13 protein-coding genes and 1 pseudogene are annotated in these 16,627 nt (G+C 72.8%); 6 read left to right on the forward strand and 8 right to left on the reverse strand.

Translation table 11 applies throughout. From position 1 onward, the window contains the following. Window positions 1-112 precede the first annotated feature (112 nt). Window positions 113-1,078 (forward strand): YihY/virulence factor BrkB family protein, encoded by a 966-nt coding sequence (locus tag ABZ192_RS14350; RefSeq protein ID WP_356924789.1) that lies wholly within the window; start codon window positions 113-115, stop codon window positions 1,076-1,078. A 70-nt stretch (window positions 1,079-1,148) separates the two neighbouring features. Here the strand turns inward: ABZ192_RS14350 and ABZ192_RS14355 are convergent, their stop codons facing one another. Then, window positions 1,149-1,574 (reverse strand): DUF6003 family protein, encoded by a 426-nt coding sequence (locus tag ABZ192_RS14355; RefSeq protein WP_356924790.1) that lies wholly within the window; start codon window positions 1,572-1,574, stop codon window positions 1,149-1,151. A 127-nt stretch (window positions 1,575-1,701) separates the two neighbouring features. Between ABZ192_RS14355 and ABZ192_RS14360 the strand changes: the two genes are divergently transcribed. Further along, window positions 1,702-2,820: a winged helix DNA-binding domain-containing protein gene (locus ABZ192_RS14360; protein WP_356924791.1), complete on the forward strand. Its 1,119-nt coding sequence runs from the start codon at window positions 1,702-1,704 to the stop codon at window positions 2,818-2,820. A 107-nt stretch (window positions 2,821-2,927) separates the two neighbouring features. On the opposite strand, the gene ABZ192_RS14365 is transcribed toward ABZ192_RS14360, so the two are convergent. The 3 genes from ABZ192_RS14365 to ABZ192_RS14375 form a co-directional block, all read right to left on the reverse strand. Beyond that, window positions 2,928-3,719, reverse strand: coding sequence for a serine protease (locus ABZ192_RS14365; RefSeq protein ID WP_356924792.1), 792 nt, complete (start codon window positions 3,717-3,719; stop codon window positions 2,928-2,930). A 211-nt stretch (window positions 3,720-3,930) separates the two neighbouring features. Then, complete coding sequence (locus tag ABZ192_RS14370) at window positions 3,931-6,783, reverse strand: AAA family ATPase (protein ID WP_356924793.1); 2,853 nt, start codon at window positions 6,781-6,783, stop codon at window positions 3,931-3,933. 205 nt (window positions 6,784-6,988) lie between these two features. Continuing rightward, window positions 6,989-7,834: a helix-turn-helix transcriptional regulator gene (locus tag ABZ192_RS14375; RefSeq protein WP_356924794.1), complete on the reverse strand. Its 846-nt coding sequence runs from the start codon at window positions 7,832-7,834 to the stop codon at window positions 6,989-6,991. A gap of 125 nt (window positions 7,835-7,959) precedes the next feature. Here ABZ192_RS14375 and ABZ192_RS14380 point away from each other — a divergent pair, with 125 nt between their 5' ends. Then, the gene (locus ABZ192_RS14380; protein WP_356924795.1) at window positions 7,960-9,675 is read left to right on the forward strand and encodes an AMP-binding protein; all 1,716 of its coding nucleotides are present in this window, start codon (window positions 7,960-7,962) and stop codon (window positions 9,673-9,675) included. Continuing rightward, complete coding sequence (locus ABZ192_RS14385) at window positions 9,672-11,270, forward strand: AMP-binding protein (RefSeq protein WP_356924796.1); 1,599 nt, start codon at window positions 9,672-9,674, stop codon at window positions 11,268-11,270. The genes ABZ192_RS14380 and ABZ192_RS14385 overlap by 4 nt, the downstream gene beginning before the upstream one ends. Here ABZ192_RS14385 and ABZ192_RS14390 read toward each other — a convergent pair. Both ABZ192_RS14390 and ABZ192_RS14395 read right to left on the reverse strand, forming a co-directional pair. Continuing rightward, window positions 11,183-11,707 carry a GNAT family N-acetyltransferase gene (locus ABZ192_RS14390; RefSeq protein ID WP_356924850.1) on the reverse strand — a complete coding sequence of 175 codons (525 nt, stop codon included), beginning with the start codon at window positions 11,705-11,707 and terminating at the stop codon, window positions 11,183-11,185. The genes ABZ192_RS14385 and ABZ192_RS14390 overlap by 88 nt on opposite strands. Window positions 11,708-11,746: 39 nt before the next feature. Beyond that, window positions 11,747-12,253: a GNAT family N-acetyltransferase gene (locus ABZ192_RS14395; protein ID WP_356924797.1), complete on the reverse strand. Its 507-nt coding sequence runs from the start codon at window positions 12,251-12,253 to the stop codon at window positions 11,747-11,749. 83 nt (window positions 12,254-12,336) lie between these two features. Here ABZ192_RS14395 and ABZ192_RS14400 point away from each other — a divergent pair. After that, window positions 12,337-13,090: pseudogene (locus ABZ192_RS14400) on the forward strand (alpha/beta fold hydrolase). Here the strand turns inward: ABZ192_RS14400 and ABZ192_RS14405 are convergent. Then, the gene (locus ABZ192_RS14405) at window positions 13,017-13,793 is read right to left on the reverse strand and encodes a hypothetical protein (RefSeq protein ID WP_356924798.1); all 777 of its coding nucleotides are present in this window, start codon (window positions 13,791-13,793) and stop codon (window positions 13,017-13,019) included. The pseudogene ABZ192_RS14400 and the gene ABZ192_RS14405 overlap by 74 nt on opposite strands. Window positions 13,794-14,004: 211 nt before the next feature. Here ABZ192_RS14405 and gcl point away from each other — a divergent pair, with 211 nt between their 5' ends. Beyond that, the gene (gcl, locus tag ABZ192_RS14410; RefSeq protein WP_356924799.1) at window positions 14,005-15,789 is read left to right on the forward strand and encodes a glyoxylate carboligase; all 1,785 of its coding nucleotides are present in this window, start codon (window positions 14,005-14,007) and stop codon (window positions 15,787-15,789) included. 79 nt (window positions 15,790-15,868) lie between these two features. Here the strand turns inward: gcl and ABZ192_RS14415 are convergent, their stop codons facing one another. Further along, window positions 15,869-16,486: a TIGR04222 domain-containing membrane protein gene (locus tag ABZ192_RS14415; RefSeq protein ID WP_356924800.1), complete on the reverse strand. Its 618-nt coding sequence runs from the start codon at window positions 16,484-16,486 to the stop codon at window positions 15,869-15,871. Window positions 16,487-16,627: the final 141 nt, after the last annotated feature.

Consider the following 16,627-nt stretch of genomic DNA (forward strand, 5'->3'; position numbering starts at 1 on the left):
CACGGACACAGAGGAGCAGCAGTGGACGAGGCTGTGACCTTTCCCTCGCCGATTCTGTGATCCCGATCTCCCCTCCGCACGGTTCGGACGTACAGCAAGGAGTGTGCACGCCATGGGTACCGTCGTCCACGTCCCGCAGACCCGGGACATGATCGGAGACGAGCTCTCCGGAGACGAGGCGTTCACCGCCCTGCGCCACTACGGAGGGCTGCGGCTGCTGACCGACTCCTTCGCACGGTTCCGGTACGCGGACGGCTTCACCAACGCGCGGGCCCTCGCTTTCCAGGTCGTGCTCGGGCTGGTCCCGTGCACCGTGGCGCTCGTCGGTCTCGCCACGTCGGTGCACACGGAGGGCGTGGGCCGGGTCATCGAGCTCACGCTCGGCCGGATCGTGCCGGGGGCCAGCGCGCAGATCGTCGAGGACGCCTTCGAAGGGACGCGGCGCACCGCGCACGGCGACGTCTGGGGCACGCTCGCCCTGTGGCTCGGTCTGGGCTTCGCGCTGCTGAACCTCGCCTCGGCCATGGGCCAGATCGAGCGCGGCGCCAACCGCATCTACGGCATCGAGCGCGACCGTCCCTTCCCGCGCAAGTACGGAAGGGCGATCGTGCTCGCGCTCGCCGCCGGTCTGCCCCTGGTGCTGGGGTTCGTCGTCCTCGTGGCAGGCGAGGCCGTGGGCGACGCCGTGGCGGACTCGGCCGGCTGGCAGGACAGCGGGTCACGGTGGTGGGGCGTGCTCGACATCCCCGTGGGACTCGCACTGGCCTGGGTGGCCTCCGCCGTGATCTTCCGCTGGTCGCCGCGCCGCGTCCAGCCCGGCTACACCTGGCTCGCCTTCGGCTCGGCCGTGCACCTGCTGCTGTGGGTGTCGGCCACCTGGCTGCTCGCGCTGTACGTCGAGGAGAGCGGTGCCTTCGGCGCCGTGTACGGGCCGCTCACCGCCTTCATCGCCCTGCTGCTGTGGGCCAACCTCACCGCCGTCGCGCTCTTCCTCGGCATCGCGTTCGCCGCCCAGCTGGAAGCGGCCCGCGCCGGCATCGAGTCAGCCGTCCAGCCGGACCCGGGACCCGGCGCGTGAGCCCGGACGCCGGGCGAGCCGCCGCAGCGTCCTCAGCGGCTCGCCGCGGCGATCACCGTCGCGGGTGGCCTCAGCGGCTCGCCGCAGCGGACACCGTCGCGGGGTCCACCCCGGTCAGTTCGGCGATGCGGTGCGGTGGCACGCCGGCGGCCAGCGCCCGTCCGATCAGGCCGTCCCGCCCGTCCGCGCAGTCGCGGTAGGCCAGCAGCTCCTCCTCGACCCGCGCGAGCGGCTCCGGTGCCATCCGGTGGCGGACCCGGCTCAGTTCCTCGTCGCTCAGCGGGACGGGCAGCCGTTCCGCTCCCTCGGGGATGGCCGCCGTCTCCTCCGGCGGCAGCAGGCGCAGGTGAGGGGAGGCCGGCGTGCTTCCCTGAGCGTCCAGCCACGCGCGCACCGCGGGGGTCTCCATGCAGGCGAGCTCCCCGACGGCGGCGGGGGCCACGCCGAGCCGCGCGGACGCGTCGTCAAGCAGGAACAGGTAGGCGTCGTCGGTCATCCTCGGCTCCTTCTCAACTGGGGGCTGATCGAATCCCATTACCCCGCCGCGCCCGGAATACCGCCGGCCCGGGGAGTCTCGGCCGTCGCGGCCAGAACCTGTCCGCAACTCTCGCTACCGTGCCCCTATGACGAACACCAAGCGGAGCGTCGTCGGCGCGGCACCCCACCTCGGTACCCGGGCCCTCAACCGCGCCACCCTGGAGCGCCAGTTGCTCCTGCGCCCGGCCAGGATCTCCGCCACCGCGGCCGTCGAGCACCTGGTCGGTCTCCAGGCGCAGAACGTCAAGCCCCCGTACTACGCGCTCGCCGCCCGCCTCGACGGTTTCACCCCCGAGGCGCTGTCCCGGCCGATGGCCGACCGCGAGGTCGTACGGATCGTCACGATGCGCTCCACCATCCACACCCACACCGCGGACGACTGCCTCACGCTGCGTCCGCTGGTGCAGCCCGCCCGGGACCGGGAGCTGACGCAGTTCCGCAAGGGGCTCGCCGGTGTCGACCTGGACCGGCTCGCCGCCCTCGCCCGCGAGCTCGTCGAGACCGAGCCGCGCACCATGAAGCAACTGCGCGAGGCCCTGCTCCAGGAGTGGCCGGACGCCGATCCGCAGGCCCTGTCCGTCGCCGCCCGGTGCCGGCTGCCGCTCGTGCAGGTGACCCCGCGCGGCCTGTGGGGCCGGAGCGGGCAGGTCAGCCTGACCACCGCCGAGCACTGGCTCGGGCGGCCCGCCGGACCGGCCGCCACGCCCGACTCGGTCGTCCTGCGCTACCTCGCCGCCTTCGGCCCGGCCTCCGTGCGGGACACGCAGACCTGGGCCGGACTGACCCGTCTGCGCGACGCCTTCGAACGCCTCCGCCCGCGACTCGTCACGTTCCGGGACGACAAGGGCGTCGAGCTCTTCGACCTGCCGGACGCCCCCCGCCCCGACCCGGACACCCCGGCGCCGCCGCGCTTCCTGCCCGAGTTCGACAACCTGCTGCTCTCCCACGCCGACCGCACCCGCGTCGTCCCGCCCGAGTACCGGGGCCGCGCCTGGCAGGGCAACATCGCCTACCGCACCCTCCTCGTCGACGGGTTCCTCGCGGGTCTGTGGCGCCTGGAGGAGCACGCGCTCGTCATCGAGCCGTTCGGCCGCCTCACCAGGGCCCAGCGGGAGGAGGTCACCGCCGAGGGGGAGCGGATGCTGCGGACGATGCACCCGGAGACGTCGTACGACATCCGCTTCGGCGTCGTACGCGACGCGTGACGGCGGGCCCGGCCCCGCACATGGAGAGGGGGCGTTGCGGGCCGCTCGTGGAGGCCCGCAACGCCCCCTGGTCTGTCACCTGAGGGGTACTCAGGAGCTTTGCCCGGCTACGAGTTGATCTGTGTCGTGACCAGGTTGGAGAAGGTGGTCAGCCGGGTGTAGACACCCGGGTAACCGGCCTGGGCGCAGCCCTCGCCCCAGGATGTGATGCCTGCCAGGACGCCCCCGATGAGCAGGGGACCGCCGCTGTCGCCCTGGCAGGTGTCCACGCCGCCGGAGGTCTTCCCGGCGCACACCATGTCGCTCTTCACGAAGTCGGAGCCGTAGGAGCTCGCACAACTGGAGTCGGACACGGTCGGTACGGTCGCGGTGCGCAGCTGGTTGGAGGCGCTGCCGTTCGAGGAGGTGGTGCCCCAGCCGAGGATGCGGGCGGTGGTGCCGGCCGCGTACACCGAAGTCTGCGAGGCGGAGACGTACTTCGCCGGCGTGTACGGCATCGACGTCGACAGCGTCAGCACGGCCACGTCCTCGCCGTCGGTGACGCCGGTGTAGTTCGGGTGGATCCAGATCTTGCCGACTTTGCCGACCGTGCCGTTGGTGCCGTTGAGGTAGGTGCGGCCGCCGACGACGCGCACGCTGCTGGTGGTCTCGCCGACCATGCAGTGGGCGGCGGTGACGACCTTCGTGGGCGAGACCAGCGTGCCGCCGCAGAACTGGTTCTGCGAGGCGTCGGTGATCTGCATGACGAACGGGTACGCGGTCGTCGTGGTCGTGGTGCCGCCGACGATCGGCTGGGGCGCGGCGACGGCGGAGGGAGCGGCGAGCAGCGCGGTCGCGGCGGCGGCAGCGGTCGCCGTGGCGACGGCGGCGGCTTTTCTGGCACGGTCGAACCCGAACATGGGTCTCCTCGGGGAGTTGCCGGTGGGGGGTCGCGCGGGTGGTGGTGCACGGTGACCCTGACGCCGTTGTTCGGATCTCCGTGTGCCCGGCGAGCGGCACACGGCAAAGCTAGAGCCCGCGGCGGCGGGCGCCCAATGAGGGAACCCCCTAAGGGAGTTGGGCAGGGAAAACCCTCGGTCGGGCCGAACGGACCTGGTGGACGGAGGCGGGTCAGGTCGTGCGCCGGCCGGCCGCCAGCCGGACGATGTCCACCCGGGACCGGATCCCCAGCTTCCGGTAGACCCGGGTCAGGGTCGCCTCGACGGTCTTGACGCTGATGAACAGCCGGGCCGCGATCTCCCGGTTGGTCGCGCCCTCCATCACCAATGAGGCGACCTGACGCTCCATCGCCGCAAGGCCCTCCAGCGCGTCGAGCGCGACGGGCGGTGCGGCGGAGGCCGGCTCCACCGCCGCGGGACCGGCAGCGGCGGCCGCGTCGACCTGCCGCAGCCAGGGCAGCGCCCGGCAGCGCCGGAACAGCCGGGCGGCCTCGTCGTACGACGCCGGCCCCGGCAGGGGAGTGCCGCCGGTGCGGGGGTAAGCGGCGGTCCGGGCGCGCAGCCGGGCCAGCGCGAAGGCGGCCCGCGCCTCCTCCAGGCCGTAGCCCAGACGGCCGAGCCGGTCCTGGACGGACGTCAGCCGGACCAGGGCGGCCTCGTGCTCGCCGCGTGCCGCCCGCACCAGCGCCTCGGCCCGGTCGAGGACGGCCAGCACGCTCTCCCGGCCCAGCCGCAGAGCGTGCACCCGTGCCGTGTCGATGACGTCCTGGGCCTCGCCCGGTTCGCCGACGCGGACCAGGGCCTCGGCGAGGTCGCCGTGCCAGCGGCCGCGCGCCGGGTCGTTGATGCCGAGGCCGTGCTCCAGCTCGCGCACCCGGCGCAGCGAACGGACCGCGCCCGCCGGGTCCCCGGCCACCGACTGGGCGTACCCCAGGGCCGCCAGCGCCCGGGACAGGTACATCTGGTCGCCGTCGACCTCGGCGTGGTCGGCCGCCTCACGGGCCAGGGCCAGCGCCCGGTCGACGTCCCCGCCGGAGGCCTCCGCGAGGGAGGCGAGCATGGCGGAGGCGCCCTCGCCGATCCCGGCGTCCCGGGCGAGCCGCAGGCTCTCGCGGGCCAGGTCCAGTGCCCGGCCGCAGTGCCCGGAGCGCAGTTCCGTGTCGGCGAGGAAACGCAGGAAGTGCACCTCGCTCTCGACCATGCCGCGCCTGCGCACCTCACGCAGCAGCGCGGTGATGGTCGCCCGCGCCTCGGGCAGCTGGTCGCTCATGATCAGCCAGCGGAACCGGGCCGAGCCGGCGCCGTTGTGATGGCAGGCCACATACGGGTCCTGCGGCTCCTTCAGCGCCCGCTTCACGGTCGCGGGCGCGTCCGGGTGGCCCATCAGGGTCTCGGTGGAGGCCTGGAAGGACAGCGCCATCAGCTCGGTGCGCCGGTCCTCGCCGCGGGCGGCCAGCTCCGCCGCGTGCGCGGCCTCCTGCCGGGCCTCGGCGAAGTCGCCCTCGACGACCAGGCCGCGCCAGGCCAGCTGGTAGTGGACCAGGGCGAGCAGCCGCGGGTCGTCGCCGGCGTCGGCCAGGGCCTGCGGGAAGACGGCGTCGACGTCGCCGAGCGCCTGCCCGGCCGCCTCGATGACCACCATCCAGGCCCTCACCCGCTCCGCGGGCACGGCGGCCCGGGTCAGCACGTCCCGGGCGATGTCCCGGGCGAGGTCGGCCTCGCCGGCGGTGATCGCGTCCTCCGCGGCCTGGAGCCGCCGCTCGTCCGGGCCCGGCGCACTGTCCGCCGGGGTGTGCCGCGCCGCGAGCAGCCCGAGCGAGGCGGCCACCGACGGCGCCCCGCGGTCCCGGGCCAGCGCGGCGGCCTCGGCGAGCCGGGCCGCCACCTCCGGGTCGGTGCCCGTGGTCGCCAGGGCCAGATGCCGGGCCCGCTCGATCGGGTCGGACGCCGCCGTGGACAGCGCGGCGTGCACGGCCCGCCGCTCGTGCGCCGGGGCCTCCGCGTACAGCGCCGCCGAGATCAGCGGATGCGCGAACCGTACGGCGGGGCCCTCCCCCTCGGTCGCCAGCAGTCCCAGCGCCGCGGCCTGGGCGGTCTCGGCCTCGGCGTGCTCCCGGCCGGCCGCGTGCAGCAGCGCCAGCGTGGGACGGGCACCGGCGCTGGCCACGAGCAGGGTGCGGCGGGCCTCGTCCGACAGCATCTCCAGCCGGCTCAGCACCAGCGCCCGCAGCGAGGTGGGCACGGGCAGCGGCTCGCCGGGCCGGGGCCGGGTCGGGCTCTCGGCGAGGGCGCGGCCCAGTTCCAGCGCGAAGAGGGGGTTGCCGCCGCTGGTGCGGTGGATGTCGCGGATCGTGGAGCGGGACAGGGGCGTGTAGCCGCGGTGGTCGAGCAGCGCGGACACCTGCGTGCGGGACAGCGGGCCGAGCCGGACGGCGAGCGTGTCGGGCGGAGACGCGCGTAGATGGCGGTCGTACTCCTGGCCCTCGGTGCGCACCGCGCACAGCATCTGCACGGGCGTGTCGCCCAGCCGGCGCGCGGCGAAACCGAGCAGTTCGGCGCTGGCCGCGTCCAGCCACTGCAGATCGTCGGCGACGACCAGCACCGGGCCCTGGGCGGCCAGCGCGCGCAGCGCCGACAGCACGGCGAGGCGCAGCGCGAGTCCGTCGCGCTGGAGGGTGGATTCGCCGCGCCCGGTGAGGGCGGACTCCAGCGCGGTGCGCTGGGCGGCGGGCAACGCGCCGGAGACGTCGTCGAGGACGAGGCCGAACAGATCGGCCAGCGCCAGGAACGGCAGGTGGGATTCGGACTCGGTGGCCGAGCAGCGCAACACGGTCCGGGCCGCACCGGCGTAATCGGCGGTCAGCGCCCGCAAGACCGTCGACTTTCCAATTCCCGCGGGGCCGTGGAGCAGCACACTGCCGCCTCGGCCGAGCTGTTCACGCGCCGACGTGAACAGGTCCTCCCGGCCGATGACCACGTCGGGGCGGCTCCTGGGAGGCTCCTGGAAGTCCCGTGGCACGGTCACCGCTCCCCTCCGTGTGGCGTGTCCTGGCCAATATTAGGCAACAGCTCTTTGAATTTCGGACGGACGGCGTGGTGAGGGAAATAACAACGCAGGTCGAGCGTGAATTCATCGGTCTCCCGAATGCGGCGGAACACGGCGGTGGCGCCCGGTCGGGAACCCGTCGGCATATCGAACGGCAGGGGGAAAACGGAAAAACAACACAAACCTACGGCAACCATCCCGCCCGGCGTGCCGCGACCACGGCCTCGCCCCGGGTCCGGGCCCGCAGCTTGCGCATGGCCGACCGCAGATACCCCTTGACCGTCTCGGGCGTCACCCCCAATCGCTCGGCCGCGACCGCGTTCGTGGCCCCCGCGGCGACACACGCCAGCACGTCCACCTCGCGGGGCGTGAGCCGGACCCGGTCCGACGGTGTGGTGCCGGCCGTGAGCAGGGCACACGCGTCGAGCAGCTCGGCCCGCAGCTCGGGATCCGCGATCTTCGGGGCCAGCGCCCGAAGCGCCGCGTGCGCCTCCCGCACCTGCTCGCGTCCCGCGCCGGGCCCGCCTCCGGCGACGAACTCCCGTCCAGCGCCGACCCCGCCCTCCGCGGCGAGCGTGCGCGCCTCCTCCCGCACGACCAGCGCCCGCTCCACGTCCCGCGCCGCCTCCACGGCCTCGTCCAGCATGCGCCCGCCCAGCGGCAGGGCCGTGCGCAGCGCCCCGTACAGCACCCCGCGCACCGAGTGCCGCACGATCACCGGCACGGCCAGCACCGAGCGCAGTCCCTCCACCGCCACCGGGGCGTCGTACTCGTGGCTGATCTGCCGCGACACCGAGTAGTCCGTCACCACGCACGGCCGGGCGAGCACCAGCGTCTTGCCGCCCAGCCCGTTCCCGGACGTCACCACCAGCGAACGCAGGGCGTGCGTCGCCGTGCCGCTCAGTTCGCTGATGCGCATCCGCTGCCCGGCCTCCATCAGGCCGCCGAAGGCGACCGGAAGGCCGGTGGCGCGCCGCAGACGCAGCAGCGCGTCGCGTATCTCGACCGCGTCGGACGCGTCTGCTGTCACCTGATCGCCCCTTCACTACGGCTCCTGCGCGGCCGCACCCCCCGTTCGGGGGTAGTGAGACCTGCATCACGGATTACACGATGGCTCGGAGCCGCCCGGCAATGGTCCGGTACCAAGGAGGACACATGACATCGGCGACGGATGCGTTCCGCGGCGCGCGGGACTTCCTGCTGGAGCACCGCGAGGACTACGGCACGGCCTACGAGGGCTTCCGCTGGCCCCGTCCCGACTACTTCAACTGGGCGCTCGACTGGTTCGACGAGATCGCGCACGGCAACGCCCGTACCGCGCTGCACATCGTCGAGGAGGACGGCCGCGAGACACGGCTGTCCTTCGAGGAGATGTCCGAACGCTCCGACCGGTTCGCCAACTGGCTGCGCGCCCGGGGCGTGCGCGCCGAGGACCGGATCCTCGTGATGCTCGGCAACCAGGCCGAACTGTGGATCACCGCGCTCGCGGCGATGAAACTGCGCGCGGTGGTCATCCCGGCCACCCCGCTGCTCGGCCCCGCCGACCTGCGCGACCGCGTCGACCGCGGCCGGGTCCGGCACGTCATCGCGCGCTCCGAGGACGCGGGCAAGTTCGCCGAGGTCCCCGGCGACTACACCCGCATCGCCGCGGGAGACGCCGGAAACGCGGGAGACGCCGGAAAGGCGGGAAACGCGGCAGCCGTGCCCGAGGGCTGGCTGCCGCTGGACGACGCCTACGGCGCCCCCGCCGGCTTCACCCCCGACGCCCCGACCAGGGCCGACGACCCGCTGATGCTGTACTTCACCTCGGGCACCACCGCCCGGCCCAAACTCGTCGAGCACACCCACACCTCGTACCCGATCGGGCACCTGTCGACCATGTACTGGATCGGCCTCAAGCCCGGCGACGTGCATCTGAACATCTCCTCACCCGGCTGGGCCAAGCACGCCTGGTCCAACCTCTTCGCCCCCTGGAACGCCGAGGCGACCGTCTTCCTGTACAACTACACGCGTTTCGACGCCGCCCGGCTCATGGCCGAGATGGACCGGGCCCGGGTCACCACCTTCTGCGCGCCGCCCACCGTCTGGCGCATGCTCATCCAGGCCGACCTGACGCAGCTGCGCACCCGGCCCCGTGAGGTCGTCGCCGCCGGTGAGCCGCTCAACCCGGAGGTCATCGAACAGGTCCGCCGCGCCTGGGGCGTCACCATCCGGGACGGCTTCGGCCAGACCGAGACGGCCGTGCAGGTCGCCAACAGCCCCGGCCAGCCCCTCAAGACCGGCTCGATGGGCCGGCCGAGCCCCGGCTACCGCGTCGAACTGCTGGACCCCGTCTCGGGTGCGCCCGGCGCGCACGAGGGCGAGATCGCGCTCGACCTGTCGGACCGCCCCGTCGGCCTGATGACCGGCTACCACGGCGACGCGGACCGCACGGCGGAGGCGATGGCCGGCGGCTACTACCGCACGGGCGACATCGGCGCACGGGACGAGGACGGCTACATCACCTATGTCGGCCGCGCGGACGACGTCTTCAAGGCGTCCGACTACAAGATCAGCCCCTTCGAGCTGGAGAGCGCGCTGCTGGAGCACGAGGCGGTGGCCGAGGCGGCCGTGGTGCCCGCGCCGGACGAGCTGCGGCTCGCGGTGCCGAAGGCGTACGTCGTCCTGGCGGAGGGCTGGGAGCCGGGCCCCGACACGGCGAAGGTGCTGTTCGAGCACTCCCGTGAGGCCCTCGCCCCCTACAAGCGCATCCGCCGCCTGGAGTTCGGGGCCCTGCCCAAGACCGTCTCGGGCAAGATCCGCCGCATCGAGCTGCGCGAGGCGACGGCGGCCGGGTCGGACGCCGAGTACCGCGAGGAGGACTTCCGGTGAACTCGTACAGTCATGGCACCAGCGGGACGGCTCTGCTCGGCGACACGGTCGGGGCGAACCTGGACCGGGCGGTGGCCACCTGGCCGGACCGTGAGGCGCTGGTCGACGTGCCGTCCGGGCGGCGCTGGACGTACGCGCGGTTCGGCGCGGCCGTCGACGAGCTGGCCTCCGCCCTCCTGGCCTCCGGGGTCGCCAAGGGCGACCGGGTGGGCATCTGGGCGGTCAACTGTCCCGAGTGGGTCCTGGTCCAGTACGCCACCGCCCGCATCGGCGCGATCATGGTGAACATCAACCCGGCCTACCGCACCCACGAGGTCGAGTACGTCCTCAACCAGGCCGGGATCTCCTTCCTGTTCGCCTCCCTCGGCCACAAGACGAGCGACTACCGGGCGATGGTCGAGCAGGTGCGGGGCAGGTGCCCCGAGTTGCGCGAGGTCGTGTACTTCGGCGACCCGAGCTGGGACGCGTTGCTCGGGCGGGGAACTCCCGGCGCCCGGCTCCAGGACGACGGCCTGTCCTGCGACGACCCGATCAACATCCAGTACACGTCGGGCACGACGGGCTTCCCCAAGGGGGCCACCCTCTCCCACCACAACATCCTCAACAACGGTTACTTCGTGGGCGAGTCGATCGCCTACACCGAGCAGGACCGGATCTGCATCCCGGTGCCCTACTACCACTGCTTCGGCATGGTCATGGGCAACCTCGCGGCCACCTCGCACGGCGCCTGCATGGTGATCCCGGCCCCGTCCTTCGACCCGAAGGCCACGCTGGAGGCGGTCCAGCAGGAGCGCTGCACCTCCCTCTACGGCGTCCCGACCATGTTCATCGCGGAGCTGAACCTCCCCGGCTTCGCCTCGTACGACCTCTCCTCCCTGCGCACCGGCATCATGGCGGGCTCGCCCTGCCCGGTGGAGGTGATGAAGCGGGTGGTCAACGAGATGAACATGGCCGAGGTGTCCATCTGCTACGGCATGACGGAGACCTCACCCGTCTCCACGCAGACGCGGCGCGACGACGACCTGGAACACCGCACCGGCACGGTCGGCCGCGTGCTGCCGCACATCGAGGTGAAGATCATCGACCCGGCGACGGGCGTCACCCAACCACGCGGCACGGCGGGCGAGTTGTGCACCCGCGGCTACAGCGTGATGCTCGGCTACTGGAACGAGCCGGAGAAGACCGCCGAGGCCATCGACGCGGGCCGCTGGATGCACACCGGCGACCTCGCGGTGATGCGCGAGGACGGTTACGTCGAGATCGTCGGCCGCATCAAGGACATGATCATCCGGGGCGGGGAGAACATCTACCCCCGCGAGATCGAGGAGTTCCTCTACGCCCACCCCAAGATCCAGGACGTCCAGGTCGTGGGCGTCCCGCACGAACGCTACGGCGAGGAGGTCCTCGCCTGCGTCATCCCCCACGACCCCGCCGACCCGCTCACCCTGGACGAACTCCAGACCTTCTGCCAGGACCGCCTGGCCCACTACAAGATCCCGACCCGTCTTCAGCTCCTCGACTCCTTCCCGATGACGGTGTCCGGGAAGGTACGCAAGGTGGAACTGCGGGAGAGGTTCGCGGGCGGGCGGAGATAGAAGAGCTCGGGGTCGCCGTCGTCGAGGCCGTGGACCAGACCGGCGGGTCGCCAGCCGGCGCTCAGGAGCAGGTGCTGCATGGGCTGGTTGGAGACGTTGGTCGAGGTGAACAGCTTGGGCGTGGTGCACGCGGCTTCGACGGCCGTGAGAAGCCGCGTGGCCACACCCTGCCGGCGTGCGGCGGGCGCGACCGTCAGCAGGGTGAGGAAGCCCTGCTCGAAGAAGGTGTACTCCAGCACGGCGTAGCCCACGGGGCCGCGCGCGTCTTCGGCCAGCAGCGCCCTGCCCTGCTCGCACCAGTGCCGGATGCCGGCGCGGCGCGCCCGGTCTCCCGCCGCCGCGATCGGGTCGGTCTCGGTCAGCGCCGTGTGGTCCGACGGCGCGGCGCACGACGAGCGTGCCGGGTTCGATGTCGCCCATGGGGCGCATCGTGGCAGCGGTGGGGGCCGGGCCGCGCGCGGATTACCGCGCTTCGGTCACAGCGGTGCGCGCATGCACACCCGGGGCCAGCGGTCGAGGCCGTGTTCGGCCTCCGTCGCGCGGATCTCGCGCAGGCCGGGGGTGAGGTCCTCCTCCGCGAGGGTGTGGAAGCCGAGGCGGGCGTAGTAGGGGGCGTTCCACGGGATCTCCGTGAAGGTGGTCAGGGTCAGGGCGGTCAGGCCCTCCTCGCGGGCGCGGTCGGCGGCGTACGCGAGGAGTTCCCGGCCCACGCCCCGGCGCGCGGCGCGCGGGTGGACCGAGACCTGCTCGATGTGCAGGGCGCCGTCCACGGGTTCGGCGAGGAGGTACGCGGCCGGGTGATCCTCCTCGTCGGCCGCGACCCAGCAGCGGCCCGCCCCGCGGTAGCGCTCCAGTACGCCGAGCGGGGGCGGTGCGTCGTCGGCGATCTCCGGCATGCCGAGGTCGCGGAAGGGGGCACCGGCGGCCCGTTCGATGTCCTGGAGGGCGGGGAGCTCGGCGGCGGTCGCGGGGCGGATACGCATGGGGTGAGTATGCGGCGCGGTGCGGGACCCTGTGGCTACTCTCGTCCCTCCACACCGACTTCCACCGCGAGGGGGAGCAGACTGTGCGCGACGCCGCCGTGACGCCCGAGGGCGACCGGATCCGCTGGGTCGAACTGCCGGGACAGGAACCGCCACGCGTCTACGTGCACGGCCTGGGCGCCACATCGCCCGCCTACTTCACCCACATCGCGGTCCACCCCCTGCTGGCCGGTCACCGTTCGCTGCTCGTCGACCTGCTCGGGCACGGCATCAGCGACGGGCCCACGAGCTTCGACTACACCCTGGAAGCACACGCCGACGCGCTCGCCGCGGCGCTCACCGCCGCGGGCGTCACCGGGACGGAGCTGATCGCACACAGCATGGGCGGCTCGGTGGCCATCGTCCTGGCCGCGCGCCATCCCCACCTGGTCTCCCGTCTGGTTCTGGTCGACGCCAACCTCGACCCGATACCGCGCGCCGCCGGATCGTCGGGCAGCAGCGCGATCGCCGCCTACACCGAGCAGCAGTTCCTGGCCGGGGGATGGGAAGAGGTGCGCGACCGGGTCGGCCCCCACTGGTGGTCCACGATGCGCCTGGCCGTCCGGGAAGCCCTGCACCGCAGCGCGGTCCACCTCGTCCGCGGCACCGTCCCCACCATGCACGAACTCCTGCTGGACCTAAGGATCCCCCGGACCTTCCTGCTGCCCGAGGCCGGTCATGCTGGACAACCCGGAAGCCTTCGCCCGCGCCACCGCGGCGGCGCTCACGGACCAGAAGGAGGACCAGGACGGGTCAGAGCCCCGGCCGGGGCGTTCACCGGCCGCGGTGTGCCGGTGAGGTCGAGGACGAACAGCGGGACGCCGAGGGCGTCGGCGCGGGACCGGGCGTCGTGCGCGTACCCGGCGAGGGAGAAGCAGAGGCAGTCCGCCGACTCCGTCATGGCCGTCAGCCACAGGCACTCCACGTCCCGCACGGTCGCCGGGCGCACGGCCGGGTCGACCAGCGCGACGACGCCGCGGGCGGCGAGACCGATCCCGGACGGCGGCCGCTGATCCGCCCGCCGGACGCCCCGGTAGCCGAGCCAGCGCAGATAGAGCGCGGCGGCGGTGACGGCGTCGAGCGCGGTACGGACCGGGACGGAGCGGAAGGGCGGCCGGGCCGTGCCGGTACCGTCGGCGGGACCGGCTGATGCAGGGGCCCCCTCGACGGCGGCTGCGGCGTCGAGGGGGCCGGTCTGGGCACTCCCGCCCTGCGCGCCGTCCCGCCCGGCCGCGCCCCGCCCTTCCACCACCGGCACCCGCAGCACCACCCCGCACGAGCACCCCACCTCCGGCCGCGGCCACTCCCCGCGTCGGCCGCAGGACGCGCAGCGCACCGTCATCCAGTCGTCCTGCCAGACGCGATGGGAGACGGGCGTCACCGTGCCGTCCGGGTCGAGCCGTGGAGCGACGGGCGCTCCGCACACGCACGGGTACGACGGGGCCGTGAAGCGGTGTTCTCGTCGGCAGGACGGACAGCGCACCGGCACGCTCTCGGCCATGACCACTCCCGTACGGCGTGACATAGGGACTGCGCGTCCATCGTGCGCCGATGAGGCCCCGCCTGTCCGCCGCTTGCCCCCTCTCTTGACGCCCTTTGCCCACCCCACATACATTCATTCCAGATAGTAGAAGTTTATTTCCGCAATACGGAAGAGCTCACCGCAGGGCGCGACGGGAGTGCGAATCCGACAGCCGAAGCAGGAGTACTCGATGGCTCGAATGACCGCTGCCCGCGCGGCAGTTGAGATCCTCAAGCGTGAGGGCGTCACCGACGCGTTCGGTGTCCCGGGCGCGGCGATCAACCCCTTCTACGCGGCACTCAAGGCCTCCGGCGGCATCCACCACACCCTCGCCCGCCACGTGGAGGGCGCCTCGCACATGGCCGAGGGCTACACCCGCACCCACGCGGGGAACATCGGCGTCTGCATCGGCACCTCCGGCCCGGCCGGCACCGACATGATCACGGGCCTGTACTCCGCGACCGGCGACTCCGTCCCGATCCTGTGCATCACCGGCCAGGCCCCGACCGCCGTGATCCACAAAGAGGACTTCCAGGCCGTCGACATCGCCTCGATCGCCAAGCCGGTCACCAAGATGGCCGTGACCGTGCTGGAGGCCGCGCAGGTCCCCGGCGTCTTCCAGCAGGCCTTCCACCTGATGCGCTCGGCCCGCCCCGGCCCGGTCCTCATCGACCTGCCGATCGACGTCCAGCTCACGGAGATCGAGTTCGACCCGGAGACGTACGAGCCGCTCGGGGTCTACAAGCCCGCCGCGACCCGCGCCCAGATCGAGAAGGCGATCGGGATGCTGAACGCCTCCGAGCGGCCGCTGATCGTCGCGGGCGGCGGTGTCATCAACGCCGATGCCGCCGAACTGCTCGTCGAATTCGCGGAGTTGACCGGCACCCCGGTCGTCCCCACCCTCATGGGCTGGGGCGTCCTCCCCGACGACCACGAGCTGAACGCCGGCATGGTCGGCCTCCAGACCTCGCACCGCTACGGCAACGCGACCTTCCTGGAGTCCGACTTCGTCCTCGGCATCGGCAACCGCTGGGCCAACCGCCACACCGGCAAACTCGACGTCTACACGGCGGGGCGCACGTTCGTCCACGTCGACATCGAGCCCACCCAGATCGGCAAGATCTTCGCCCCCGACTACGGCATCGCCTCCGACGCCAGGGCCGCGCTGGAGCTGTTCGTCGAGGTGGCGCGCGAGCTGAAGGCGGCCGGCAGACTGCCCGACCGCTCCGCCTGGGCGGCCTCGGCGCAGGAGCGCAAGGCGACCCTCCAGCGCCGTACGCACTTCGACGACATCCCGATCAAGCCGCAGCGCGTCTACGAGGAGATGAACAAGGCCTTCGGCCCGGAGACCCGGTACGTCTCCACCATCGGCCTCTCGCAGATCGCCGGCGCCCAGATGCTGCACGTCTACCGGCCCCGCCACTGGATCAACTGCGGCCAGGCCGGCCCGCTCGGCTGGACCGTCCCGGCCGCGCTCGGCGTCGCCAAGGCCGACCCGGAGGCCTCCGTCGTCGCGCTCTCCGGTGACTACGACTTCCAGTTCATGATCGAGGAACTGGCCGTCGGCGCGCAGCACAAGATCCCGTACGTGCACGTCCTCGTCAACAACTCCTACCTGGGCCTGATCCGCCAGGCGCAGCGGGCTTTCGACATCGACTTCCAGGTCAACCTGGAGTTCGAGAACATCAACGCGCCCGAGCTCGGCGTCTACGGCGTCGACCACGTCAAGGTCGCCGAGGGTCTCGGCTGCAAGGCGATCCGCGTCACCGACCCGGCCGAACTCGGCGCCGCGTTCGAGCAGGCCAAGAAGCTCGCCGCGGAGTACCGGGTCCCGGTCGTCGTCGAGGCGATCCTGGAGCGCGTCACCAACATCTCCATGTCGACGACCAACGACATCGGCAACGTCGTGGAGTTCGAGGAGCTGGCCACCGAGCCCGGCCACGCACCGACCTCGATCAAGCCGCTGAAGGTCTGACACCCGCGCACGACACCCGCGTACGACAGGGGCGGCCCGTCCTCCAGGACGGACCGCCCCTGTCGCGTTCACGCGTTCACTACGCGCCCCCACCCCCGCATCCGCCTCCGCCCCCGCCGCAGTAGGCGTGGCCCGCACTGCCGCCTCCGTAGGGACCGCGCGAGTGCTTGAGGAGGCTCTTGCCGCCCACCTCGACGCGGCGGATCAGCCCGGCCCGCAGGGCGAAGCGCGGCACCAGCAGCCGCAGGGCCGCCTCGCCGTGCAGGGCGACGGCCAGCAGCCGGTCGTGGTCGGTCAGGCCGCGTCTGCTCGCGGGCAGCGGGTGGAGCTGTCGCAGGTCCCGCACATGGCGTCGGGCGCCGCGCGTCGGGCCGAGCAGCGGGTAGCGCAGCAGGCCCGCCTCCGCGAGCGGGATGCGCATGAGGGCCACCGCGAGCCGTACGCCCGGGTCCTTGACCAACGTCCGCAGACCGGCGGGTTCGTGGAGACAGGCGTGCACCTCCTGGGCCAGGGGAGAGGGCGGCCGCTCCGCGCTCACGGCGTCCGCGATGCCCGCCCGCACCGTCCCCGGCCGGTCCGCCTCCACCAGGCCCCGCAGATACAGATCCACCACGGCGACGGTGACGGCGGCCCGGGGACCGTCCCCCAGCAGTGCGATCTCGTGCGGCTCCAGGCGGAGCGCCGTACCGTCATCCATGGCTTCACCCCCGTGCCGGGGCCCGCCGCCCCCGTGCCGGCGGGTCCCGTGTGCCGAGAATGTGCCCGGCCCCGGGGGCGGTTGAAGCCCCCGGGGCCGGGTTCAGAGGTTCATTTGAGGGTTCCGTACGGCGGGTACGAC

It is taken from the genome of Streptomyces sp. NPDC006235 (assembly GCF_040613735.1).
GTDB lineage: Bacteria > Actinomycetota > Actinomycetes > Streptomycetales > Streptomycetaceae > Streptomyces.

What these genes read in the sequence shown, in the direction of transcription:
- ABZ192_RS14355 (WP_356924790.1), bottom strand. Translation starts at nt 1,574, where the DNA reads ATGACCGACGACGCCTACCTGTTCCTGCTTGACGACGCGTCCGCGCGG.
- ABZ192_RS14415 (WP_356924800.1), bottom strand. Translation starts at nt 16,486, where the DNA reads ATGGATGACGGTACGGCGCTCCGCCTGGAGCCGCACGAGATCGCACTG.
- ABZ192_RS14395 (WP_356924797.1), bottom strand. Translation starts at nt 12,253, where the DNA reads ATGCGTATCCGCCCCGCGACCGCCGCCGAGCTCCCCGCCCTCCAGGAC.
- ABZ192_RS14380 (WP_356924795.1), top strand. Translation starts at nt 7,960, where the DNA reads ATGACATCGGCGACGGATGCGTTCCGCGGCGCGCGGGACTTCCTGCTG.
- ABZ192_RS14350 (WP_356924789.1), top strand. Translation starts at nt 113, where the DNA reads ATGGGTACCGTCGTCCACGTCCCGCAGACCCGGGACATGATCGGAGAC.
- ABZ192_RS14360 (WP_356924791.1), top strand. Translation starts at nt 1,702, where the DNA reads ATGACGAACACCAAGCGGAGCGTCGTCGGCGCGGCACCCCACCTCGGT.
- ABZ192_RS14365 (WP_356924792.1), bottom strand. Translation starts at nt 3,719, where the DNA reads ATGTTCGGGTTCGACCGTGCCAGAAAAGCCGCCGCCGTCGCCACGGCG.
- gcl (WP_356924799.1), top strand. Translation starts at nt 14,005, where the DNA reads ATGGCTCGAATGACCGCTGCCCGCGCGGCAGTTGAGATCCTCAAGCGT.
- ABZ192_RS14405 (WP_356924798.1), bottom strand. Translation starts at nt 13,793, where the DNA reads ATGGCCGAGAGCGTGCCGGTGCGCTGTCCGTCCTGCCGACGAGAACAC.